This window comes from Variovorax guangxiensis, from assembly GCF_003952165.1.
Classification (GTDB): domain Bacteria; phylum Pseudomonadota; class Gammaproteobacteria; order Burkholderiales; family Burkholderiaceae_C; genus Variovorax; species Variovorax guangxiensis.
The window spans coordinates 575,911-599,315 of record NZ_RXFT01000002.1 but is presented as its reverse complement, the minus strand read 5'-3'; the positions used below and the strand labels follow the sequence as shown (position 1 = coordinate 599,315).

Below are 23,405 nucleotides of genomic sequence, written 5' to 3'. Positions count from 1 at the left end.
TTCCGCGGTGTTCCCCGAAGGGCGGTAGGCCAAGCGGGCATCTGAAAGAACAGCACCGTTGTTCTTTCAAATGCTTCGGACCACACCATGAGCGAATCCAACATCCTCCTCAACGTCAACGGCATCGAGGTCATCTACAACCACGTGATCCTGGTGCTCAAGGGCGTGTCGCTCACCGTGCCCGACGGCGGCATCGTGGCGCTGCTCGGCGGCAACGGCGCGGGAAAGACGACCACGCTGCGCGCGGTGAGCAACCTGCTGGCGGGCGAGCGCGGCGCGGTCACCAAGGGCACCATCGAGCTGCGCGGCGAGCGCATCGAGGCGCTGTCGCCGGCCGAGCTGGTCAAGCGCGGCCTGATCCAGGTGATGGAAGGCCGCCACTGTTTCGCGCACCTGACCATCGAGGAGAACCTGATGACCGGCGCCTACACGCGCACCGACGGCAAGGCCGCGGTGCAGCAGACGCTGGAGAAGGTCTACGCGTACTTCCCGCGCCTGAAGACGCGCCGCACCTCGCAGGCGGCCTACACCTCCGGCGGCGAGCAGCAGATGTGCGCCATCGGCCGCGCGCTGATGGCCAACCCGACCATGGTGCTGCTCGACGAGCCCTCGATGGGCCTCGCGCCGCAGATCGTGGAGGAAGTGTTCGAGATCGTGAAGGACCTCAACGCCAAGGAGCGCGTGACCTTCCTGCTGGCCGAGCAGAACACCAACATGGCGCTGCGCTACGCCGACTATGGCTACATCCTGGAGAACGGCCGCATCGTGATGGACGGCGAGGCCAAGAGCCTGCGCGAGAACGAGGACGTGAAGGAGTTCTACCTCGGCGTCGGCGGCGCGGACCGCAAGAGCTTCCGCGACGTCAAGAGCTACAAGCGGCGCAAGAGGTGGCTGGCCTGACTCTCCCCCAGTCTTCGCGCACTTCGTGTCGCTTCGCCAACCCCCTCACCGGGGGCAATACCAGCGGCCCGGCAAAGCCGGTTCCGCGGTATTCCTGAAAGAGCATGTTGAGCGCCTTGAACCGAACTGAAAGACAAAGGGTACGGACATGACCGACCACTACGACAAACTCGAGATCCGAGACCCCGCCGAACGCGAGCGCGACCTGCTGGCCGCGCTGCCGAAGCAGATCGCTCAGGCGCAGACCGCCGCGCCCGCCTTCGCGAAGATCCTCGACGGCGTGAAGCCTGCCGACGTCACCACGCGAGAGGCGCTCGCCAAACTACCGGTCACGCGCAAATCGGAATTGCTCGAATTGCAGAAGGCACGGCGCGCGGACGACCCCTTCGGCGGCTTCTCGACGATCGTACGCGGGCCGCGCATGCCGCGCGTGTTCGCGAGCCCCGGCACCATCTACGAGCCCGAGGGCGAGGCGCGCGACTACTGGCGCACCGCGCGCGCGTTGCATGCGGCAGGCTTTCGCGGCGGCGAGCTCATCCACAACAGCTTCAGCTACCACATGACGCCCGCGGGCTCGATCATGGAAAGCGGCGCGCACGCCATGGGCTGCACCGTGTTCGCGGGCGGCACCGGTCAGACCGAGCAGCAACTCGAGGCCATGGTCGACCTCAAGCCCGAAGGATATGCAGGCACGCCGAGCTTCCTGAAGATATTGCTGGAGAAGGCCGAGGAGAAGAGCGTCAAGCTGCCATCGCTCACCAAGGCGCTGGTGTCTGGCGAGGCCTTCCCGCCGAGCCTGCACGACTGGATCGCGGCGCGCGGCGTGAAGGGCACGCAGTGCTACGCCACCGCCGACCTGGGCCTCATCGCGTACGAGACCAGCGCGCGCGAAGGGCTGGTGCTTGACGAGGGCGTTCTGGTGGAGATCGTGCGCCCCGGCACCGGCGACCCGGTGCCCGACGGCGAAGTCGGCGAGATCGTCGTCACCACCTTCAACCCCGACTACCCGCTGGTGCGCTTCGGCACCGGCGACCTTTCCGCCGTGCTCGCGGGCACCTGCCCCACGGGCCGCACCAACAAGCGCATCAAGGGCTGGATGGGCCGCGCCGACCAGACCACCAAGGTGCGCGGCATGTTCGTGCACCCGTCGCAGGTGGCCGAGATCGCGCGGCGCTTTCCCGAAGTGCAGCGCGCGCGCCTCGTCGTCTCGGGCGAGATGGGCGACGACAGGATGACGCTGCAGCTCGAATGCGCGGGCAGTGCACCCGAAGGGCTTGAAGCGCGCGTGAGCGCGGTGATCCGCGAGGTGACCAAGCTGCGCGGCGAGGTCGTCGTCGTGGGCGCGGGCTCGCTGCCCAACGACGGCAAGGTGATCGAGGACGCGCGCAGCTACAAGTAGCGGCGGTAGAAGCCGCGCGTCGCGGCGCGCGTGAGCAGCACCGCGAGCAGCGTGTAGACCAGCACGAGCGCCAGCGCGAAGCCGACGAGGCTGCCCGCGCTGTTTAAGCCGTGCAGCCAGACCGCCAGCGCCAGCCAGGCCAGCGCAATGGCGATGCAGCCGATCTGCACCAAGGCGAAAGCCAGCACCGATGCCGCCACGGCCCTGAAGGGCCGCACCCTCGAAAGGCCAGCCGTCGCGCCCAGCCAGCCGCCCCAGAAAGCCAGCGCGAAGGCGGCCAGCGGCGGCACCACCCATGCCACCAGCAGCCCGGCGCCGTCCAGGCCTTGCGACACGGAACTCCAGCGGCTCAGCGCCGCGCCGCTCCACATCTGCAGCGACGCGAACACCGACGCCCCCACCAGCGCCACCGCGCGGCGCGGCGAAGAGGCCGCGGGTACGTCATCGCCCCGCGTATCCGAGGCATCGGCACGGCCGGCCCTCAGCGCGAACCATGCCGCGAGCCACACGCCGAGCACCAGCACGATCAGCTGGGCCACGGACTGCAGGAACATGAACACCGGCATCGCCGCGCGCATCGAGGTGTCGCCCAGCGATTCGTGCAAGCGCCCGCCCGGCATGAAAAGCAGCTGCAGGTCGTAGAGCAGCGGGCTCAGCGCGTAGAAGTTCAGCAGCAGCACCACGACGTATGCCGCGCCGTAGCGCACGCGCGGCTGGGGCAGCCGTGCCACGCTGTCCACGCCGCGCTTTTCGAGCGCATTGCGCCCGTGGCTCCAGGCCAGCGCGGCCGCCAGCACCCAGGCCATGCCGATGCTGAACACCATCGGGACCCACACGCCCGGCAGCGCATAGGCGCTGCGCAGCTGCTCGGCATTGGGCGAGTCGGGCCAGAGCTGGAGGGTCATGTTGACCAGCACCATCACGGCGTCGATGGCCACGGTGATGAGCGCGAAGTCGCGCGGCAGGCGCAGTGCCTGCCGTGCTTGCGGATGGGAAGAAGTCGCCGTCATGGAAGAGATACTTTCGCCTTTCACGACGCATGACGCGGCCGGCGCGGCCGCGTCATGCGGAAAAGGCGAGCGTATCGGATGACGGCGGGTGCGCCCTGTAGGCTCAGTGCGCGAGTGCGGCCTCGCCCGATTCCTCCGGTGCAGGCCCGACGTAGACCGACTGCGGACGGATCAGCCGCCCCTTCTTCACCTGCTCGCGCGCATGCGCCACCCAGCCGCTCACTCGGCCCGCCGCGAACACGCAGGTGAAGCTCTCGCGGCCGAAGCCCAGCGCTTCGAGCAGCAGCGCGGTGTAGAACTCCACGTTGGTCTCCAGCGCACGGCCCGGCTTCTTCTCGCGCAGGATGGCGAGCGCGGCCTGCTCGGCGGCTTCGGCCAGCGCGAAGCGCGCGGCGTTCACGCTGCCTTCCTCGCCGAGCCTGCCGAGCGCGCCCTTGAGCGCATCGGCGCGCGGATCGCGCACGCGGTAGATGCGATGGCCGAAGCCCATCAGCCGCTGGCCGTCGGCTACGGCCTGCTCCAGCCATGCGCGCGCGTTGGCGGCAGTGCCGATGGCATCGAGCGCATCCAGCACCGGGCCGGGCGCGCCACCGTGCAGCGGCCCCTTGAGCGCGCTGACGCCCGCGAGCACCGCCGATGCGAGACCCGCGCCTGTCGATGCGACCACGCGCGCCGCGAAGGTCGATGCGTTGAGGCCGTGGTCGCACACGGTGACGAGGTAGGTGTCGAGCGCGGCGCTTTGCGCGGACGTGGGCGCACGGCCATGCAGCATGCGCAGCATGTCGGCGGCGTGCGGCAGCGCCTCGTCCGGCGCGAGCGCCGGCACGCCCAGGCGCCAGCGCATCACGGCGGCGGTGTAGACGGCCGGCGCGGCCACCAGGCGCAGCGCGGTCGGCAGGTCGTCGCCATCGGGAAGCCGCGCCATCAGCGCGCGCACGGCCTCGATGGGCGGCATGCGGCGCAGCTGCGCGTCGTCGTTCGGCTGCAGCAGCTCGAAGGCCCCGCGGCGCGCGCGGCCCAGGGCGCGGCGCAGGGCCGAGGCGGTGGGCAGCGTGTCGAAGAAGCCTTCGAACAGCAGGCCCACCACGTCTTCATAGCGCCAGCGCTGCGCGATCTCGTCGAGCTCGTGGCCACGGATCACCAGCCGGCCGGCCTCGCCGTCCACCTCGGACAGCACGGTATGCGCTGCCACCACGCCTTCGAGGCTGCCGTCATCGTTGTTCATCGCTCTTTGCTCCTGGGTTGTCACGATGACATCGATTCTGGTCCGATGGATATTGACGTCAATCTTGATCTATTCTGTCAACATGACCATGAAGAGAAGCACGCCCCTGTGGCTGCCGGCCACCGAGGCGCTGGAGCTGATGCAGGTGCGTCCGCAGACGCTCTACGCGAGCGTGAGCCGCGGCCGCATCCGCGCCAAGCCCGATGCGGCGGATCCGCGCCGCAGCCTCTATCACCGCGACGACGTGCAGCGCATCGCGGCGCGCGCGAGGGGCCGGCGCAGTGTCGAGACGGTGGCGACCGAGGCGATCCAGTGGGGCGAGCCGGTGCTGGCCTCTGCCGTATCGACGGTGGCCGAAGGGCGGCTGCTGTATCGCGGGCAAGATGCCTGCGTGCTGGCGGAGCAGGCCGCGCTGGAGGATGTGGCGGGGCTGCTGTGGGAAAGCACGCCACCGCGCTTTCCTGCTTCGGCCGCATCCGCTGCTTCAGGCAACGCACCGCTGCAGGCCGGCCTGCTCGCGCTCGCGGCGCGCGCCGCCACCGACCTGCCATCGCGCGGCCGCTCGCGCAGCGTGCTGCAGGCCGAGGCGGCAAGCGCGATCGGCGCGCTGGCCGATGCGATGCTGGGCACCACGCCTGCCGCGCGCGAGATGCCGCTGCACATGCGGCTGGCCACGGCGTGGCGCCGGCCGCGCGCCGCCGACGACCTGCGCCGCGCCCTGGTGCTGCTGGCCGACCACGAACTCAACGCTTCGACCTTCGCCGCGCGCGTGACGGCATCGACCGGCGCGTCGATGGCTGCCTGCCTGCTCACCGGCCTCTCGACGCTGACCGGGCCGCTGCATGGCGGCGCCTCGGCAGCGGTGCAGGCGCTGATGCACCGTGCGTCGGACATCGGCGCCGAGGCCGCGGTGCGCGAGTGGCTCGCGCACGACCGGCCGCTGGCGGCCTTCGGCCATCCGCTCTACCCGGGCGGCGACGCGCGCTGCGGCGCCCTGCTCGCGAACATCGAGCTGCCGCCCGCCTTCGAGGAATTGCGCGGCATCGGCGAGAGACTGCTGGGCGAGGCCGCGAACATCGATTTCGCGCTGGCCGCCCTCGCTGCCGTGCACAGGCTGCCGCCAGGCGCGGCGCTCACGCTCTTCGCGCTCTCGCGTACCGTCGGCTGGACCGCGCACGTGCTGGAGCAGCAGGCCACGGGGCAACTGATCCGTCCGCGAGCCCGCTACACGGGGCCGATGCCCGGCGCGGCCGAAGAGATCAGTGAGCCGCGGTTTCCCGCGCGAGCGCGAAGGCCTTCGTCATCTCGCGGTTGAAGGCGGGCAGGTCGTCCGGCTTGCGGCTGGTGACGAGGCTGCGGTCGACCACGACTTCCTCGTCGGTCCACTTCGCGCCGGCGTTCTTCAGATCGGCATGCAGCGAGGGCCACGAGGTCATCTTGCGACCCTTGACGCCGCCGGCATCGATCAGCGTCCAGGGTCCGTGGCAGATCGCCGCGATGGGCTTGCCGGCCTCGACGAAGGCACGCACGAAAGCGACTGCCTTCTCGTCGATGCGCAGCGCGTCCGGGTTCACGACGCCGCCGGGCAGCAGCAATGCGTCGAAGTCGTCGGGCCTCGCATTCTTCAGCGGCACGTCGACGGGGAAGCTGTCCGCCGGGTCGTGATGGTTCCAGCCGCGCACGCGCCCGACGGGCGAGACGATTCGCGTCTGCGCGCCGGCGAGGTCGAGCGCCTTGCGCGGCTCGGTCATCTCGACCTGCTCGAAGCCGTCGGACACGAGGATGGCAACTTTCATTCCGTCCAGCGAGGATGACGATGTGGTGGTGTTGGGCATGGGTTGAATCTCCTTCAAAAGCCCTTCACCCTAGGTCCGGCATGCGCCGGCCGCATCGTCCGGCGCCGGCTCCGCCTGTCGGACAGTTCGACGGCCGGCAAACTTCCTTTACGAAGAATGTGCAGCCGCTTGCTGCTACTTGTCGATCCCCGCGAGGCAGACGTACTTCACCTCGAGGAAATCGTCGAGCCCGTACTTCGAGCCCTCGCGGCCGAGCCCCGACTGCTTCACGCCGCCGAAGGGCGCTTCGGCCGTGGACACGAGCCCCGTGTTCACGCCCACGATGCCCGATTCCAGCGCTTCGGCCACGCGCATGATGCGGCCGATGTCGCGCGCGTAGAAATAAGAGGCCAGGCCGAACTCGGTGTCGTTCGCGGCGGCGATGGCTTCCTCCTCGGTGTCGAAGGCGAAGATCGGCGCGAGCGGCCCGAAGGTTTCTTCGCGCGCGAACAGCATGCCGGCGGTGGCGCCACCTATCACCGTGGGCTCGAAGAAGAGGCCGCCCAGCGCGTGGCGCTTGCCGCCGGTGAGCACCTTGCCGCCCTTGGCCACGGCGTCGGCCACGTGCTCCTCGATCTTCTCGACGGCCTTGGCGTCGATCAGCGGGCCCTGTGTGACGCCGGGCGCGGTGCCGTCGCCCACCTTCATCGCCTCGACCTTCGCCACCAGCTTGCACGTGAAGTCGTCGAGCACGCCGCGCTGCACGTAGATGCGGTTGGCGCACACGCAGGTCTGGCCGGTGTTGCGGTACTTGGAGACCATCGCGCCCTCGACGGCCGCGTCCACATCCGCATCGTCGAACACGATGAAGGGCGCGTTGCCGCCCAGCTCGAGCGAGAGCTTCTTGATGGTGTCGGCCGACTGCTTCATCAGCGTGCGCCCCACCTCGGTCGAGCCCGTGAAGGTGAGCTTGCGCACGATGGGGTTGCGCGTCATCTCGCCGCCGATCTTGCTGGCCGAGCCGGTGAGCACCGACAGCAGCCCCTTGGGCACGCCCGCGCGCTCGGCCAGTTCGGCGAAGGCCAGCGCGGAGAACGGCGTCTGCGTGGCGGGCTTCACCACCATCGCGCAGCCGGCAGCGAGCGCGGGGCCGGCCTTGCGCGTGAGCATGGCGGCGGGAAAGTTCCACGGCGTGATGGCGGCCGTCACGCCCACGGGCTGCTTGAGCGCGAGGATGCGGCGGTCGGCCTGCGGCGCGGGAATAGTGTCGCCGTAGACGCGGCGCGCCTCCTCGGCGAACCATTCGATGAACGAGGCTGCGTAGGCGATCTCGCCGCGGCTCTCGGCCATGGGCTTGCCCTGCTCGGTGGTCATGATGAGCGCGAGGTCGTCCACATTGGCCAGCATCAGGTCGTTGAGCCTGCGCAGCACGGCGCAGCGCTCCTTGGCCGGCACCTTCGCCCACGCACGCTGGGCAATCTCGGCGGCGGCGATGGCGCGCGCGGTCTCTTCGGCGCCGCACATCGGCACGGTGCCGATCTGCTGGCCGTTGGCCGGGTTGGTGACGGCCACGGTCTCGCCGCCGTCGGCGTCGGCCCATGCGCCTGCGATGTAGGCCTGCTGGCGCAGCAGGGTCGGGTCTTTGAGCTGGATGGTCTGCATCGGTGGTGGTCTCCTGGTGTCGGGATGGATGAGGGGGCCTGCAGGACGAGAGGACCACGCCGGCGGCATCGCCGCAAGCGGCCCACCGCAAACCCGTTCGCGAGGCCCGGGTTTGCAAGCCCCGCCATGCGCCCCGCCGAGGTGCGCAAGACGGCCTTTGGCTAAGGGCTATTCGCTATAGGTCAGGCCCTGGTCAGCCCTTAAGATCGCGGCGTTTTTATTCCCCCCTTTCGGAGACGACATGAAGAAACTGTTCGCCCTCGCGGCGATTGCCGCCGCGGCCGTCGGTGCACACGCCCAGGATTTCCCCGCGGGCAAGACCGTGACGCTGGTGGTGCCTTTCGCCGCCGGCGGCCCGACCGACCGTGTCGCGCGCGACCTGGCCGAAGCCATGCAGAAGACGCTGGGCACCACCATCGTGGTGGACAACACCGCCGGCGCGGGCAGTTCCATCGGCACCGCCAAGGTGGCGCGCGCCAACCCCGACGGCTACACGCTGCTGCTGAACCACATCGGCATGTCGACGATGCCGGCGCTCTACCGCAAGCTGCCCTTCAACGTCGAGACCGACTTCGAGTACCTGGGCATGGTCAACGAAGTGCCGATGACGCTGATCGGCAAGCCCGGCCTGCCGGCCAACAACTACAAGGAGTTGACGAGCTGGATCGCGGCCAACAAGGGCAAGATCAACCTCGGCAACGCCGGCCTGGGCGCCGCCTCGCACCTGTGCGGCCTGCTGTTCCAGAGCGCACTGAAGGTCGAGATGACGCCGGTTCCCTACAAGGGCACCGCACCGGCCATCGCCGACCTGCTGGGCGGCCAGATCGACCTGCTGTGCGACCAGACCACCAACACCACGTCGCAGATCGAGGCCAAGAAGGTCAAGGCCTACGCCGTGACCACCAGCAAGCGCCTGACCACCCCCGCGCTGAAGGACCTGCCGACGCTGGACGAGTCGGGCCTCAAGGGCTTCGAAGTGACGATCTGGCACGGCGTGTACGCGCCCAAGGGCACGCCCGCGCCGGTGCTGAAGAAGCTCAACGAAGCCATCAAGGCCGCGATGAAGGACCCCGGCTTCATCAAGCGTGAAGAGGCGCTGGGCGCGGTGATCACCACCGACAAGCGCACCGAGCCGGCGGAACACAAGAAGTTCGTCTCGGCCGAGATCGCGAAGTGGGGGCCGATCATCAAGGCCGCCGGCGTCTACGCCGATTGACCTGGTTCGCCCCCAGGCTGCGCGCACTTCGTGTCGCTACGCCAACCCCCTTCCGGGGGCAACACCTGAGGCCCGGCGAAGCCGGTTCCTCGGTGTTCCCGGAATTGACAAATTGAAGCCGCTGTCCTTTGGGACGGCGGCTTTCTTTTTTGTTGGTGCTGCTGCGTCCTCTACTTCGGGCGGATGGCGTCGGCGGTTCCCTGGATGAAGGCCTTGATGCTCTCGATGTCGTCGTTCGAGAGCTTGCCCGTGAAGTCGGGCATGCCGCGCGACATGGCCGGGCCCTTGAGCACGAACTTGTCGAGGTTCTCGATGTAGGCCGCGTCCATGTAGCCGAGGTTGGGGATGTTGCCGCCGCGGTCCACGCCAGGCACGCCGTGGCAGAACACGCAGTTGCTCACGTAGAGCATGGTGCCGGCCTGGACCTTGGCGGGGTCGTACTTCACGCCCTGCACCAGCTTGTCCATGCGGTACTGCACGAACTCGGGCATCCTGGCGGTACCGCCCACCGCGAAGGTGTAGACCGTGCCCGGACCCTGCCGCTCGGTGGCTCGCTGCGCGAGGCCGTAGACGCCGCCCCAGCCCACCGCGACCGACACGTACTGCTTGCCGTCGACCATGTAGGTCGATGGCGCGGCAACCACACCGGTGCCGGTGGGCGTTTCCCAGAGCTTCTCGCCGGTCTTCGCGTTGTAGGCCAGCAGGCGGCCATCGGCCGTGCCCTGGAACACGAGGTTGCCGGCGGTGGTGAGGGTGCCGCCGTTCCAGGGCGATGCATAGTCCACGCCCCAGGCTTCCTTCTGCGCCACCGGGTCCCAGGCCACGAGGCGGCCGAAGGGCTTGCTCTTGGGAGGCTCGGCGTTGGCGAACTTGCCCAGGTTCCAGCCCAGGCCCGAATGCGGACGGCCGGGCACGTTCTCGTCGAACTTCCAGTCCTTGTCGTCCATGAGGTTGATCGGCACATGCTGCGCGGGCAGGTAGGCGAAGCCGGTCTGCGGGTTGAACGACATCGGATGCCAGTTGTGCGCGCCGAAGGGCCCGGGGATGCTGTCGCCGGGCTTGGTGGCGTCGCGCGCGGCGGCGATCTCGATGGGGCGGCCGTTCCTGTCGTAACCGGTGGCCCAGTTGACCTCGACGAAGTTCTTCGCCGAGATGAACTTGCCGTTGGTGCGGTCGATGACGAAGAAGAAGCCGTTCTTCGGCGCATGCAGCAGCACCTTGCGCTGCTTGCCGCCGATCTTCACGTTGGCCAGGATCATCGACTGCGTGGAGGTGTAGTCCCAGTTGTCGCCGGGCGTCTCCTGGTAGTGCCACTTGTACTTGCCGGTGTCGGGGTCGAGCGCCACCACCGAGCCCAGGTAGAGGTTGTCGCCGCCCTTGGGGCTGCGCGCCTTGTGCGACCAGGGCGAGCCGTTGCCGGTGCCCACGTACATCAGGTTGAGCTCGGGGTCGAAGGCGAAGCTGTCCCAGGCGGTGCCGCCGCCGCCGGCCTCCCAGTACTTGCCGCTGGGGTCCCAGGTCTTGGCGGCGCGCGCCATCGACTCGTCCTCGAAGGGCTTGCCCGGGTCGCCCGGCACCACGAACCAGCGCCACTTCTGGTCGCCCGTCTTCACGTCGTAGGCGGTGACGAAGCCGCGCACGCCGTATTCGGCCCCGCCGTTGCCGACGATGACCTTGCCCTTGAACACGCGCGGCGCGCCGGTGATGGTGTAGCTGCCCTTCTGGCCCTCGATGGTGTTCTTCTCCCAGACCTTCTGGCCGGTGGCGGCATCGAGCGCGATCAGCCGGCCGTCGTAGGCCGCCACGTAGACCTTGCCCTCGTAGATCGCGACGCCTCTGTTCACCACGTCGCAGCAGCCCCTGAAGCCCTTGGACCTGTCGACCTGCGGATCGAAGGTCCACAGCCGCTGGCCGGTGCGCGTGTCGATGGCGTGCACCACGCTCCAGGAGGCGGTGATGTACATGATGCCGTCCACCACCAGCGGCGTGGCTTCCACGCCGCGCGTGGACTCCAGGTTGTACGACCAGACCAGCCCCAGGTCCTTCACGTTGCCGGCGTTCACCTGGTCGAGCTGGCTGAAGCGCGATTCCGAATAGTCCAGGCCCACGCTGGGCCAGTCCGGCGTCTTCTTCTGCGCGGCGTTGGCGCGGATGAAGCCGCCGTCGACGCGTTTCGTGGCGGCTGCCGCGCGGTCCTGTGCGTTCTGGGCCGTGGCTGCGGTGGTGGCGCCCAGGCACAGCAATGCGCCGGCGAGCACGAGCAGCCCGGAGTGTGTTTTTTTCATCGCAGGTCTCCTTTGTGCGCCAAGAATCGTCGGGACGGGCCGCGCGTTCATCTTCGGGATTTCCCCAGTCCGGCGCTGTTCCATTGCGGAACACATTCGACGCTGGTCCTGAACCGGGAGGCAGCTCACCCATGGCCCTCGACAGAAGCCTTGTCGGAAGAATCGGTACACCCGATGCCCCGCGCCAGCTCTTCGCCAGCACGCCCGCGCAGCGCGTGGCGCTCGCGCGGCGGCAGTTCTTCGAGGAAGGCGTGCGCCCCTCGGGGCTGGTGGGCGAGGCGGTGATCCAGTCGTGGATGCGCTGCAGCCGCACCCACGCCGACCGCCAGCGCATCGTGCCCTTCGACCCGGTCACGCCCAGCCGGCTGCACGCCACGCTCGCGCGCAACCGCCAGCTGCTCGAAGCGGCGCGGCAGGAACTCGGGCAGATGGAGCACGCGCTCGCGGGCACCGACTGCCACGTGATCCTCACCGACCGCGAGGGCGTGGTGGTGCACGTCACGCAGCATCCCGCCGCCGCGCACCAGCCCGTGCTGCGCAAGACCGCGCGCGTGGGCGTGAACATTGCCGAGCACATCGTCGGCACCACGGCGCCGGGCATCGTGGCGAGCACCGGGCAGGCCTGCACCGTCGACGGCGCCGAGCACTACTTCGACCTGCTGTGCCACATGCAGTGCGCGGCCGCGCCGATACGCGATGTGACAGGGCAGCTCGCCGGCGTGCTCGACCTCACGGTGGAGGCGCGGCGCTTCGGCTTCGACGCGGCGTCGATGGTGTCGCTGTACGCCACCACCATCGAGAACCGGCTGCTGCAGGCGCAGTCGCGCGACCACCTGATCCTGCGCTTCCAGGCCAGCCCCACGCTGCTGGGCACGCCGCTCGAAGCGCTGGCCGGCATCGCGCCCGACGGCACCATCGCCTGGCTCAACAACGCGGGCGCGCGGCTGCTGGGTCGGCTGCCCGAGGCGGCGGACGAGCGCGACGTGGAGTTTTTGCTGGGGCACGATCTTGCGAGCCTGCTGCGCTTGGGCCGACGCGAGGCTGCGCAGCCGTTGCGGCTGGCAAGCGGCCTTGGCGTGTGGATGCAGGCACAGTTGAAGGGCGGCGCGGATGGCGCGGACTTCCGGCACGCAGTGGCGATGCCGGGCGAGGCTGCCCCACTGGCCATCGAGCGGCACGATGCGATGCCGGCCGCACAGGCCAGCGAGCACGCAGATGGTGACGAGGCAGCGCCCCACGAGCAGACCACGCTGCGCGAGCACAGCCGCAAGCTGATCGAGGAGACGCTCGCCGCGCATGGCGGCAACGTGTCGCAGGCGGCGCGGCAGCTGCGCGTGTCGCGCGGCACGCTCTACCGGCGGCTGCGGGGCTGGCGCGACGAAGCCGCGGCCGTGGCCGACGCACGCGACTGAAGGCCGTTCAGCGCCTGGGCAGCGCGTAGGCGATCACATGGTCGCCGGTACGCGTGCCGAGCGAGCCGTGGCCGCCGGCCACCACCAGCAGGTACTGGCGCCCGTCGGCGCCACGGTAGGTCATTGGCGTGGCCTGTCCGCCGGCCGGCAGGCGGCTGCGCCAGAGCTCCCTGCCGTCGTTCACGTCGTAGCCGCGCACGAACTGGTCGAGCGTCCCGGAGAGAAAGGCCACGCCCCCTGCCGTCATGATGGGCCCGCCGAGATTGGGCACGCCCATCGCAAAGGGCAGCGGCAGCGGCGAGCTGTCGCGCACCGTGCCGTTTTTGTGCATCCAGGCGACCCGGCCGGTGCGCAGGTCGGCCGCGGCGACGTAGCCCCAGGGCGGCGCCTGGCACGGCAGGCCGAGCACCGAGGTGAAGGCGCTGAGCTTCACCGCGAAGGGCGCGCCGAAGTTCTCGTTGAGCGCCGGGAGGCTGTCGTTGGGGCGTTCCTTGCCCTGAACGTAGAGCGAGGTGTCGTCCGCGCGCGGCACGAGCCTGGAGACGAAGGCCAGCGACGCGGGCGTGGCGAAGACGATCTGCCGGCGCGGATCGACCGCCACGCCGCCCCAGTTGAAGACGCCGAAGTTGCCCGGGTGGATCAGCGAGCCCTCGGTCGAGGGCGGGGTGAACCGGCCCTCGTAGCGCAGCCGGTGGAAGGCGATGCGGCAGGCCAACTGGTCGAAGACGGTGGCGCCCCACATGTCCGAGGGCTTGAGCGCCGGCGGATCGAAGGACAGGGCCGATGACGGCTGCGTCGGCGCGGTGACGTCGCCCGCGGCGGCGCCCTGCGGCGCGGCGCGCTCGTTCACCGGCAGGATCGGCTTGCCGTTGCGGCGGTCGAGCACGAAGAGCTCGCCCTGCTTGGTCGGCTGCACCAGCGCGGGCACGGTCTCGCTGCCCACGCGCAGGTCGACCAGGCTGGGCTGCGCGGGCACGTCGTAGTCCCACAGGTCGTGGTGCACGGTCTGGAAGCTCCAGCGCACGCGGCCGCTGGCCAGGTCGAGCGCCACCACCGCCGACGAATACTTCTTCGCGCCTTCGCTGCGCGCGCCGCCCCACTGGTCGGGCGGCTGGTTGCCCATGGGCACGTAGACCAGGCCCAGCGCCTCGTCCACGCTGGAGATCGACCAGCTGTTGGGCGAATTGGCGGTGTAGGTGCGGTCGGCCGCGATGGGGGCGGTCTCCTCGGGGTTGCCGGAGTCCCAGTTCCACACCAGCGCGCCGGTGTTCGCGTCGAAGGCGCGGATCACGCCGGAGGTTTCCTTCGTCGAGACGTTGTCCAGCACGGTACCGCCCACGATGAGGAGCGAGCGCGTCACGACCGGAGGCGAGGTCGAGTAGTAGGAGCCTGCCTTCACGTTCGGCATGTTCTTCCAGAGATCGATCTGGCCAGTGCCGCCGCCGAAGGCCGGGCAGGGCTGGCCGCTGGCGGGATCGAGCGCGATGACGCGGCCATCGGCTGTGGGCATGAACAGCTTCGCGTCGCAGGCGGCCGGCGACCCGGATGCGGGCGTGGATCCGGCAGATGGCGCCGCCGCAGCACCCGGGTAGTACGAGAGCCCCCGGCAGGTCAGGTGCTGCAGCGCGAGCGGCCGCGCGATCTGGGGCGTGTAGCGCCAGACCTGCTGGCCGGTGGTGGCGTCGAGCGCGATCACCGACTGGTGCGGCGTGCACAGGAACAGCCTGCCGCCGATCTTCAGGGGCGTGACCTCGAAGGTCGTCTCCTCGGGGTCGCCCGGCTGGCCGCGCACGTCGCCGGTACGGAAGTGCCAGGCCTCCTCGAGCTGGCTCACGTTCTGCGGCGTGATCTGGTCGAGCGCCGAATAGCGCTGGCCGAAGCCGGTGCCGCCGTAGGCCGTCCACTCGTCCGCCGCGGCCGCGGGGCCCACGGGCGCGCTCGCCGTCGCGGCCGTGGCATCGGCCGGGGGCGAGATGCCTTCGATGCGGCGGGGATCGCGCATCCACGAGAACACCGCCGCCACCAGGAAGGCCACGAGCACCACGCCGAGCACGGCGCGCGCGCTTCCAACGCCCGCGGCATTGCGCAGGGTGAGCGCACGCGCCACCCACGGCGTGAGCAGCAGCAGGCCGATCACGAAGAACACGTCGCCGCGCGCGGCCATCGGCCACCAGTCGAGCCCCACCTCCCACAGTGCCCAGGCCAGCGTGAGCAGGACCACCGCCGCGTACACCATCAACCCGGCACCGCCGCCGCGCCGCAACAGCAGCGCCGCCGCCGCCAGCCCCAGTCCCGCGACGAGGTAGTACCACGAGCCGCCGAGCGCGATCAGCCATGCACCGGCCACGGCGAGCGCCACGCCTGCAAGCCCGATCAGCACGGCCATCGCGGCCAGCAACACGGAAGCGGAACGGGCGGGCTCGGCGGACGGGCGCGGATTCATGGCAGGAACTCCAGGGACGGAGTCCGAACGCTAGACCGCTGCGGGCAGCCCGTGCGTAGGCCGAAGGCTCAGGTGGCGGCGAGAACCTGCGCGGCGCGCGCCCTGCGTGCCTTCGCATCGGGCTGCAGCGGCCTTAAGTATTCGTGCAGCGCGAGCGCCGCCGCACCCACCGCGGGCGCCAGTTCGCCGTAGCGCGCTGTGCGCAGGTCCGGTGCCGGCATGCCGGCGTCGTCCGCATGCCGCTTCATGCATTCGAAGGCAGCCTGCGCGAAGCCCTTGTGGTCGGCGCAGGCCTTGCCGCCGAGCACGATGGCGCGCGGATTGAAGGTGACCCACAGGTTCTGCAGCAGCACGCCGAAGAATGCGGCGGCGCGCGGCAGATCGGCGCCTTCGCGCTCCAGCACGCGCGAGCCGAAGAAGGCCTCGGCGCAGCCACGACGGCCGCACGAGCACAGTGGCCCGTCGAGCTGGAGGATGGTGTGGCCGATCTCGCCGGCCATGCCCTGCGCGCCGGTGAAGAGCCGGTCGTTGAGCACCACGCCCGCGCCAACGCCCACGTCGCAGTTGACGAAGATCAGCGGGTCTTCGCCCTCCTGGCCGACGCTGGAGGCGAACTCGTATTCGCCCAGCGCGGCGGCATCGGCGTCGTTCTGCAGCTGCACCGTCACCCCGGGTAGCCCGACGGCGGCGAAGGCTTTCTCGAGCGCCGGCAGCAGGCTCACGTTGCGCCACCCGAGGTTGGGCGCGAAGCGGACGACGCCGGTGCAGTCGTCCACCGCGCCGGGCACGCACACGCCGATGCTCGACAGCTGCAGGCCGAGCTGCTGCAGCTTCGCGTGCGCGGCCGCCGCCATGCGCGCGACCTGCGCGCATACGCCGGCGGGCGAACCGTCGGTCAGGTCGTGGCTCTGCGAATGCAGCACCTCGCCCTGCAGCGACATGCACACGAGGCGCACGGTCTCCACGGCGATCTCCACGCCCATGAGCGCGCGCACGCCCACGTCGATCTGCAGCGGCGTGGAGGGGCGACCCAGCCCGTCGGCCACGGTCGTGCCGGCCTCGCTGAGCCAGCCCTCGTCGATCAGCTCGCGCACCAGCAGGCTCACGGTCGACTTGGTGAGGCCGCTCTCGCCGGCCAGCCGTGCGCGCGAAAGGCCGGGCTGCGCGCGCAGCAGCCGCAGCAGCACGCTGCGGTTCATGCGCTTCACCAGTTGCAGGTCGGCCGTGGTGGTCACGTCGGGTCTGTCTCCGTCTACCTGTGCGTCAGGCGGGTGCCGCCGCGGTATCGGCGTGGTGGGCCTGCTCCTTGCCCTCGGGCCGCTTGCCGGCAATGATCATCCCGAGCACCTCGTCCTCGGTCACGTCGGCGGTGCGGTAGGTGCCCACGAGCCTGCCGTTCTTCATCACCGCGAGGCGGTCGCTCAGCGAGAACACGTCGGGCATGTCGTGCGTGATGAGGAAGATGCCCACGCCGTCGGCCTTGAGCTGCTTCACCAGGCCGCCGACCATCGCCGTTTCTTCGGGGCCCAGCGCGGCGCAGGGCTCGTCCATGATGAGGATGCGCGCATTGAAGTACAGCGCGCGCGAGATCGCCACCACCTGCCGCTGCCCGCCCGAGAGCCGGCGCACCGGCACGCGGATGTTGGTGAAGTTCCTGTTCAGGCGCTGGAACACCTTGCGCGCCTGCACTTCCATGAAGTGGTCGTCGAGCGTGTTCCACGGCGTCATCTTCTCGCGGCCGAGGAAGAGATTGGCCACCGAGTCGAGGTTGTCGGCGAGCGCGAGCGTCTGGTAGATGGTCTCGATGCCTTGCGCCTGCGCCTCGGCCGGCGTGCGGATGTTGACCTTCTCGCCCGCGATCAGCGTGTCTCCCGAGTCGATGGGGTAGGCACCCGCGAGCATCTTCATCAGCGTGGACTTGCCCGCGCCGTTGTGGCCCAGCAGCGCGACCACCTCGCCGGGGTAGAGGTTCACGCTCACGCCGTCCACGGCCTTCACGCCGCCGAAGGCCTTGCGGATCTCGCGCAACTCGACGAGGGGTTTGGAGGTGTCGATATCTGCCATTTCAGTTTTCCCCAAACTTGCGGCGGTAGAGCACATCGAACACCACCGCCACGATCAGCACCTGGCCGATGATGACCATGCGCTTGCCGATGGGCACGTCCAGCAGCAGCATGCCGCTGTCGAGCGACTGCATGATGAGCGCGCCCAGCACCGAGCCGAAGATCGAGCCGCTGCCGCCCGCGAGCGCGGTGCCGCCGATGACGGCCGCGGCGATCACGTACAGCTCCATGCCCGTGCCCAGCGAATTGGTGCCGGCGTTCAGGCGCGCGATCGACACGATGGCCGCGACGGTGACCAGCACCGCCAGCAGCGCGAACAGCATCAGCGTGACGCGCTTGACCGGAATGCCCACCAGCGCCGCCGCGTCGGGGTTGCCGCCCATCGCGAACACGTAGCGCCCGAAGCGCGTGCGGTGCACGATGAACGACAGCACGATGGCCACCACCGCCCAGATCAGCACCGGGATCGGAATGCCCTGCGGCTCGTTCTTGGACGAGATCTGGTAGCTGTTCATCACCCAGGCGAAGCCGAACACCACCGCCACCGGCACGGCCGTGATGAGCACGTCCAGCCACAGCGCCTCGGTGGGCATGTCGTAGCGCTGGCGCGCGCGGCGCTTCTGCACCATGCGCGCGAACAGCACCACCGCCACGAACGCCGCGAGCACCCAGCTCGCTGTGACGCCGATGCCGCCGTCGTAGCCGCCGCCCAGGCGCTGGAAGAATTCGTCGTTCACCGGCTGCGTCTTGCCGTCGGCCACAAGGAAGGCCGCGCCGCGGAAGGACATGAGGCCGCCCAGCGTGACCACGAAGGAAGGCACGCCCAGCACCGCCGTGAGCCAGCCCTGGTAGATGGACACCAAGAGCGCCACCGCGAGCCCCGCGAGGCAGGCCGTGGGCCACGACCAGCCCGAGGTGTATTGCAGGTAGGCGATGAGAACACCGACGAAGCCCATCACCGAGCCCACCGACAGGTCGATGTGCCGCGCCACGATGATCAGCACCATCACGGTGGACACGATGCCCACCACCGCCGTCTGCTGCGCGACGTTGTAGAGGTTCTCGGGCGAGAGGAACACGCCGCCGGACATGACGCTGAACGCCACGGCCATGATGACCAGCAGCACGCACATCAGGATGAGCCGCAGGTCGACGCCGGTGCGGCGCCACCAGCCCGGTGTTGATGACGATGGGTTGCTCATGTTTCGGATCCTTTTTCTGGACTGCGCGGACTACGAAGAGATGCGCAGGCCCTGCCGGCCGGCCCCGTGGGCGCCGGCAGCTGGTGCGTTGCATGGGAAAGGGAAAAAAGCCGGCGCGCTTTCCGCGGATGGCGCCGGCGCGTCGCTCGCCTGTCGTGCGGCGTTACTTGCAGGCCGCGGGCGCGCTCGCGCCCGACACGCCCTTGCAGAGCTCGTCCTTCTTGATCCAGCCGGCCTTGACCACGAGGTCGAGGTTGTCGCGCGTCACCGCCACCGGCGTCAGCAGGCGCGACTGCAGTGCGACCTTCTTCGGGCCCGAGTTCCACGGCGCGGCCTTGTCGACAGGCTTGCCCTGCGACAGCGCGATGGCCGCGGCGGCGGCTTCGCGGCCGAGCTCGCGCGAGTCCTTGAAGATGGTGGCGGTCTGCGTGCCCAGCGCGATGCGGTTGAGCGCCGCGAAGTCGGCGTCCTGGCCCGACACCGGAATGCCGCGGATGCCCTTGGCCGTGAGCGCGGCCACCGCGCCGCCGGCCGTGCCGTCGTTGGCGGCCACCACCGCGTCGACCTTGCCGCCGGCCTTGGTGAGGATCTGCTCCATGTTCTTCTGCGCGACCTCGGGCTTCCAGCCTTCGGTGTATTCGTCGCCGACGATCTTGATGTCGCCCTTCTTGATGGCGGCGTCCAGCACCTCCTGCTGGCCCGCGCGCAGGAAGTCGGCGTTCGGGTCGCTGGGCGAGCCCTTGATGATCACGTAGTTGCCCTTGGGCTTGACCTTGAAGACCTCGCGCGCCTCCATGCGGCCGACCTCGACGTTGTCGAAGGTGATGTAGAACACGCCAGGCGCCTCGATCAGCCGGTCGTAGGCCACCACGGGCACCTTCTGGCGCGTGGCCTTGGTGACGGCCGGCAGGATGGCGTCCTTGTCCATCGCCAGCACGATGAGCGCCTTCGCGCCCTTCGACATCAGGCCCTCGATGTCGCCCAGCTGCTTCTCGGGCGAGCCGCCCGCATCGGCACTGATGTACTTGGCGCCGAGCTTCTCCAGCTCTGCCTTGATGGCGGCCTCGTCGGTCTTCCAGCGCTCTTCCTGGAAGTTGGACCAGCTCACGCCGACGACGGTCTGCGCCATCGCGCCCACGGCCGTGGAACCGAGTGCCGTGGCGAAGGCCATGGCGGCCAGGGTTTGTTTCAGTCGCATCGATGTCTCTCCTGAGTTGAGTCGCCCGCAGGCGCCAGCCGTGTAAGAAATTAGTTAGTTTGAAGGGCGAACTAACTATCCCATCGAGCTGCGATCGTGGGCATCGGGGAATTCCCGGAGCGTTCGGCGCCCATGAAAAAAGGCCGGGCGAGCCCGGCCTTCATGCGCTCCATCGCTCGATTGCGATTGATCAGTCGCGAGCGCGAGCGGCGTTGCGCAGGTCGCGGATCTGGTCGTGGTTGCGCTGCGCGCCTTCGGCCTGGGCAGCGACCACGCTGCGCACGTCGGCGGGCAGGTTCTGCTTCAGGGCCTTGCGATAGCGCGCGACACCGGTGTCTTCGCCGCGCTCGCACGATTCGAGGATGGAGAGTTCGCTGTTGGCGCCGAGCGAGCCCTTCACGTGCACCCAGCCGCGATGCAGCGCACCGGCGGCGGTGCCGCCGTCGGCCGGCTCGCCGCCATAGGCCGCGATGAGCGCCATCAGTTCGGCGCCGGACTTGCGACATTCCTCGGCGCGATTGGCGAACAGCTGCTTCGCCGCGGGGCTCTCGACTTCATCGGCGCAGGCGCGGAAGCCGTATTCGCCGTCGCGCGAGTTCTCGAGCAGGTCGTTGAGCACGTCCACCACTTCGTCGTTGGCCAGCGCGGGGCCGGTCGACTGCACGGTGCCGAGGGAAGCTTCTTCGTATGCCATGGCGTTGATCCTTTCAGTTGATGATGTTCCGTGGATGGGCTGTCTGCCTCTGTTTGTTTGATTTGCCATCCGTCGCAGGCACATCGTCGAAAGACCCGTGGTGCCACCGCGTCGTCCCGTCGGGCGATACGTCGTAGGACGACCCCGCACCGGCCGACGTCAGCCGATGCGCCAGGCCTGCATCCAAACGGCGATGCCGTCGAGCAGTTCGTCCAGCGCCTCCTCGTCGGTGCGGCCGGTGCGCCTGAGCAGGTGGAAGGAATGGTCGGCGCCCTCGATCTCCAGCACGGTGGCGAACGGGCCCAGCGCCTGCACGGCGTTGTCGAAGGGGGCGGACTCGGCGAGCGCGTCGCGCGGCCCGTGCGCGAAGAGCATGGGCAGTTCGACCTCGCTCAGGTGCGCCGCACGCTCGGTCGCCTTCGCGGGCGAGCCCGGCGGGTGCAGCGGAAACCCGAGGAAGACCAGCCCTTCGACGCCCGCGAGCGGCTCCAGCGCCTGGGCCTGCGACGTCATGCGGCCGCCGAAGGACTTGCCGCCCGCGAAGAGATGCATGCCCGCGAAGCGCGCCGACGCGCAAGCCACCGCCGCGCGCACCGTGGCATGCGCCAGCGCAGGTGCGTCCGGGCGCTTGCTGCCCTGCTCCATGTAGGGAAACTGATAGCGCAGCGTGGCGATCCGCCGCTCGGCGAGCCCCTCGGCCACCGCCCGCATGAAAGGATGCGCCATGCCCGCGCCCGCGCCGTGCGCGAGCACCAGGCAGGCCTCGGCCGAGGGTGGCGACATCGCGAGGGCGGACACCGCGGTGCCGGGCCTCACGTCGATGGAAAGCTGTTGCTGGGTGGTCATCGCGCGAGTGTGCCCGCGCGGTGGTCTAGAGCTGCGACGACAGCAGCGCCGCCAGGTGCTCCATCGCCTTCTCGCGCAGCGGCCGGTCCTTCCAGGCCTCATAGGTCAGGCGCTTGGACAGGCGCAGGTCGGCCTCGAACTGCGCGGTCTGTTCGGCGGCGAAGGCCTCGTCGTAGATGTTGAGGTTGGCCTCGTCGTTCAGGCGGAAGGAGCGGTTGTCGAAGTTGGTGGAGCCCACGGACACCAGCAGTCCATCGACCGTGAAGACCTTGCAGTGGAACATGGTCGGCTGGTATTCGCTGATCTCGGCGCCTGCCTCCAGCAGCGGACCCCACGCCGCGCGCGAGGCGCCACGCACGGTCTGCGAATCGATGATCGGACCCGGCGTGATGATGCGCAGCCGCACGCCGCGCCGCATGGCCGCGACCAGCGCGCCCACGGTCAGGTCGTCGGGCACGAAGTAGGCGCTCGACAGGTCGATGGTCTTGGTGGCTGCCGCGATCGACAGCAGGTACATCAGGTGCATGCTCTCGCTGCCGCCGGAGGGCGAGCTGCTGAACATCTGCGCACGCCCGTCGCCCACCGGAGAGATCGGCGGAAAGTAGGTTTCGCCGTGCAGCACGTCGCCCGACACCTTCACCCAGTTGTCCATGAACACGGCCTGCATCTGCGCCACCACCGGCCCCTCGACCTTGTAGTGCGAATCGCGCCAGTGCTCGGCGTCCTGTGCGTGGCCGGTCCATTCGGGCGCGATGCCCACACCGCCGGTGAAGCCGGTGCGGCCGTCGACCACCAGCAGCTTGCGGTGGGTGCGGTTGTTCATGCGCGCGACGTCGTACCAGCTGGGCTTGTGGAACCTGCGGATCTGCACGCCGGCGCGTTCCATCTCGCGCACGAAGTCCTTGTCGACCTTGGCGCTGCCCACCCAGTCGAGCAGCACGTGCACCTTCACGCCCGCGCGGGCGCGCTCCGACAGCGCGTCGGCGAACTGGCGCCCGATGTCGCCAGACCAGTAGATGTAGGTCTCGAAAGTGATGCTCCGCCTGGCGCCGCGGATGGCGGCGAGCATCGGAGGAAAGATCTCGTCGCCGTTCTGCAAAGCCTCGAAACGGTTGCCGCCGGCGATGGGCGGCCCGAGCATCACGCCCAGCGCGCGCTGGTACTGGGCGTCGTGCAGGCCGTACTCGCGCTTGATCTGCTCGTCGAGCTTCTTCTCGCCGCTGGTGAAGTTGAGCACCAGCAGCGTGGCGGCCAGCGTCAGGACGAAAGTCCAGACGATGGTCCCGAGCGCGCCCCGGCGGCGCACTTCAGGACGCGGAGACTGCCTGCCCAAGCGATAAGCCGATCAAACGATCAATCGATCAGCTGCGTCTTGATCGCGTAGTAGGTGAGGTCGCTGTTGGTGGAGAGGTTCATCTTCTCCATCAGCCGCGTGCGGTAGGTGCTGATGGTCTTCACCGAGAGCGACAGAGCCTCGCCGATGGCGCCCACCGATTCTCCCTTGGCCAGCTTCAGGAACACCTGGAATTCGCGCTCCGACAGGTGCTCGTGCGGCGGCGCGTTGTCCTTGCGTTCCAGCTGGCCCGCGAGCAGCTCGGCCACCGAGGGCGAGATGTAGCGCCGGCCCAGCGCGATCGTGCGGATGGCCTTGGCGATCTCCTCGGGCTCGCATTCCTTGTTGAGGTAGCCGGATGCGCCCTGGCGGATGAGGTTCACCGCGTAGTGCTCCTCGGGGTAGCCGCTGAGGATGAGCACGCCGAGGTCGGGCGCCTTGGCGCGCACCATCGCGAGCGCGTCGATGCCGCTCTGGCCGGGCATGGAAAGGTCCATCACCAGAACGTCGAGATCGGCCGTGCGCACCAGGTCGATGGCCTCCCGGCCGGTGCCGGCCTCGCCGACCACGCGGAAGTCGACGAAAGTGGAGAAGAACGACTTCAGGCCTGTGCGGACGACCGCGTGGTCGTCGACGATGCCGATCTTGATCATGGTGATGTGCCTCCTGCGCTGTGTTTGGTGGATGGCCGCGAGCCGGCACGCGGGCCGGCAGACGGAATGAGTAGGTGAAGATGCCACAG

The 23,405-nt window shown here is 69.2% G+C and carries 19 protein-coding genes; 5 read left to right on the top strand and 14 right to left on the bottom strand.

The window, feature by feature from the left end; translation table 11 throughout:
* Positions 1 to 87 precede the first annotated feature (87 nt).
* Together EJP67_RS08380 and EJP67_RS08375 are read left to right on the top strand one after the other, a co-directional pair.
* Entirely contained in the window at positions 88 to 900 is an 813-nt protein-coding gene (locus EJP67_RS08380; RefSeq protein WP_026346745.1) for an ABC transporter ATP-binding protein, read from the top strand.
* 148 nt (positions 901 to 1,048) lie between these two features.
* On the top strand, positions 1,049 to 2,299 hold the full coding sequence (locus tag EJP67_RS08375; RefSeq protein WP_126021238.1) for a phenylacetate--CoA ligase family protein: 1,251 nt from the start codon (positions 1,049 to 1,051) through the stop codon (positions 2,297 to 2,299).
* Here EJP67_RS08375 and EJP67_RS08370 read toward each other — a convergent pair.
* On the bottom strand, positions 2,290 to 3,309 hold the full coding sequence (locus tag EJP67_RS08370; protein ID WP_126021237.1) for a hypothetical protein: 1,020 nt from the start codon (positions 3,307 to 3,309) through the stop codon (positions 2,290 to 2,292). The genes EJP67_RS08375 and EJP67_RS08370 overlap by 10 nt on opposite strands.
* A 103-nt stretch (positions 3,310 to 3,412) precedes the next feature.
* Positions 3,413 to 4,534, bottom strand: coding sequence for a citrate synthase/methylcitrate synthase (locus EJP67_RS08365; RefSeq protein WP_126021236.1), 1,122 nt, complete (start codon positions 4,532 to 4,534; stop codon positions 3,413 to 3,415).
* Between the two features lie 82 nt (positions 4,535 to 4,616).
* On the opposite strand from EJP67_RS08365, the gene EJP67_RS08360 reads away from it, so the two are divergent.
* Positions 4,617 to 5,849: a citrate synthase gene (locus EJP67_RS08360; protein WP_126021235.1), complete on the top strand. Its 1,233-nt coding sequence runs from the start codon at positions 4,617 to 4,619 to the stop codon at positions 5,847 to 5,849.
* Here the strand turns inward: EJP67_RS08360 and EJP67_RS08355 are convergent.
* Entirely contained in the window at positions 5,794 to 6,369 is a 576-nt protein-coding gene (locus EJP67_RS08355) for a type 1 glutamine amidotransferase domain-containing protein (protein WP_126021234.1), read from the bottom strand. The genes EJP67_RS08360 and EJP67_RS08355 overlap by 56 nt on opposite strands.
* A 135-nt stretch (positions 6,370 to 6,504) precedes the next feature.
* Complete coding sequence (locus EJP67_RS08350; RefSeq protein ID WP_126021233.1) at positions 6,505 to 7,971, bottom strand: NAD-dependent succinate-semialdehyde dehydrogenase; 1,467 nt, start codon at positions 7,969 to 7,971, stop codon at positions 6,505 to 6,507.
* Positions 7,972 to 8,212: 241 nt separating this feature from the next.
* Here EJP67_RS08350 and EJP67_RS08345 point away from each other — a divergent pair, with 241 nt between their 5' ends.
* Positions 8,213 to 9,187, top strand: coding sequence for a tripartite tricarboxylate transporter substrate-binding protein (locus EJP67_RS08345; RefSeq protein WP_126021232.1), 975 nt, complete (start codon positions 8,213 to 8,215; stop codon positions 9,185 to 9,187).
* 170 nt (positions 9,188 to 9,357) lie between these two features.
* Here EJP67_RS08345 and EJP67_RS08340 read toward each other — a convergent pair whose 3' ends face one another.
* Positions 9,358 to 11,472 carry a PQQ-dependent dehydrogenase, methanol/ethanol family gene (locus EJP67_RS08340; RefSeq protein ID WP_126021231.1) on the bottom strand — a complete coding sequence of 705 codons (2,115 nt, stop codon included), beginning with the start codon at positions 11,470 to 11,472 and terminating at the stop codon, positions 9,358 to 9,360.
* Positions 11,473 to 11,603: 131 nt separating this feature from the next.
* Between EJP67_RS08340 and EJP67_RS08335 the strand changes: the two genes are divergently transcribed.
* Entirely contained in the window at positions 11,604 to 12,884 is a 1,281-nt protein-coding gene (locus EJP67_RS08335; RefSeq protein WP_126021230.1) for a helix-turn-helix domain-containing protein, read from the top strand.
* Between the two features lie 7 nt (positions 12,885 to 12,891).
* Here EJP67_RS08335 and EJP67_RS08330 read toward each other — a convergent pair whose 3' ends face one another.
* The 9 genes from EJP67_RS08330 to EJP67_RS08290 form a co-directional block, all read right to left on the bottom strand.
* Positions 12,892 to 15,327, bottom strand: a complete 2,436-nt coding sequence (locus EJP67_RS08330) for a membrane-bound PQQ-dependent dehydrogenase, glucose/quinate/shikimate family (RefSeq protein ID WP_206169467.1) — start codon at positions 15,325 to 15,327, stop codon at positions 12,892 to 12,894.
* Between the two features lie 68 nt (positions 15,328 to 15,395).
* Positions 15,396 to 16,562 carry an ROK family transcriptional regulator gene (locus tag EJP67_RS08325; RefSeq protein ID WP_126021229.1) on the bottom strand — a complete coding sequence of 389 codons (1,167 nt, stop codon included), beginning with the start codon at positions 16,560 to 16,562 and terminating at the stop codon, positions 15,396 to 15,398.
* 28 nt (positions 16,563 to 16,590) lie between these two features.
* Entirely contained in the window at positions 16,591 to 17,391 is an 801-nt protein-coding gene (locus tag EJP67_RS08320) for an ATP-binding cassette domain-containing protein (protein ID WP_126021228.1), read from the bottom strand.
* A 1-nt stretch (position 17,392) separates the two neighbouring features.
* Complete coding sequence (locus tag EJP67_RS08315) at positions 17,393 to 18,592, bottom strand: sugar ABC transporter permease (RefSeq protein ID WP_126021227.1); 1,200 nt, start codon at positions 18,590 to 18,592, stop codon at positions 17,393 to 17,395.
* A 163-nt stretch (positions 18,593 to 18,755) separates the two neighbouring features.
* Complete coding sequence (xylF, locus tag EJP67_RS08310; protein ID WP_126021226.1) at positions 18,756 to 19,790, bottom strand: D-xylose ABC transporter substrate-binding protein; 1,035 nt, start codon at positions 19,788 to 19,790, stop codon at positions 18,756 to 18,758.
* 190 nt (positions 19,791 to 19,980) lie between these two features.
* Positions 19,981 to 20,484 (bottom strand): ferritin-like domain-containing protein, encoded by a 504-nt coding sequence (locus EJP67_RS08305; protein ID WP_126021225.1) that lies wholly within the window; start codon positions 20,482 to 20,484, stop codon positions 19,981 to 19,983.
* Positions 20,485 to 20,643: 159 nt separating this feature from the next.
* Complete coding sequence (locus EJP67_RS08300) at positions 20,644 to 21,330, bottom strand: alpha/beta hydrolase family protein (RefSeq protein WP_126021224.1); 687 nt, start codon at positions 21,328 to 21,330, stop codon at positions 20,644 to 20,646.
* 25 nt (positions 21,331 to 21,355) lie between these two features.
* Positions 21,356 to 22,636, bottom strand: coding sequence for a phospholipase D-like domain-containing protein (locus EJP67_RS08295; protein ID WP_126021281.1), 1,281 nt, complete (start codon positions 22,634 to 22,636; stop codon positions 21,356 to 21,358).
* A gap of 47 nt (positions 22,637 to 22,683) precedes the next feature.
* Complete coding sequence (locus EJP67_RS08290) at positions 22,684 to 23,316, bottom strand: response regulator (protein WP_126021223.1); 633 nt, start codon at positions 23,314 to 23,316, stop codon at positions 22,684 to 22,686.
* Between the last annotated feature and the right edge of the window lie 89 nt (positions 23,317 to 23,405).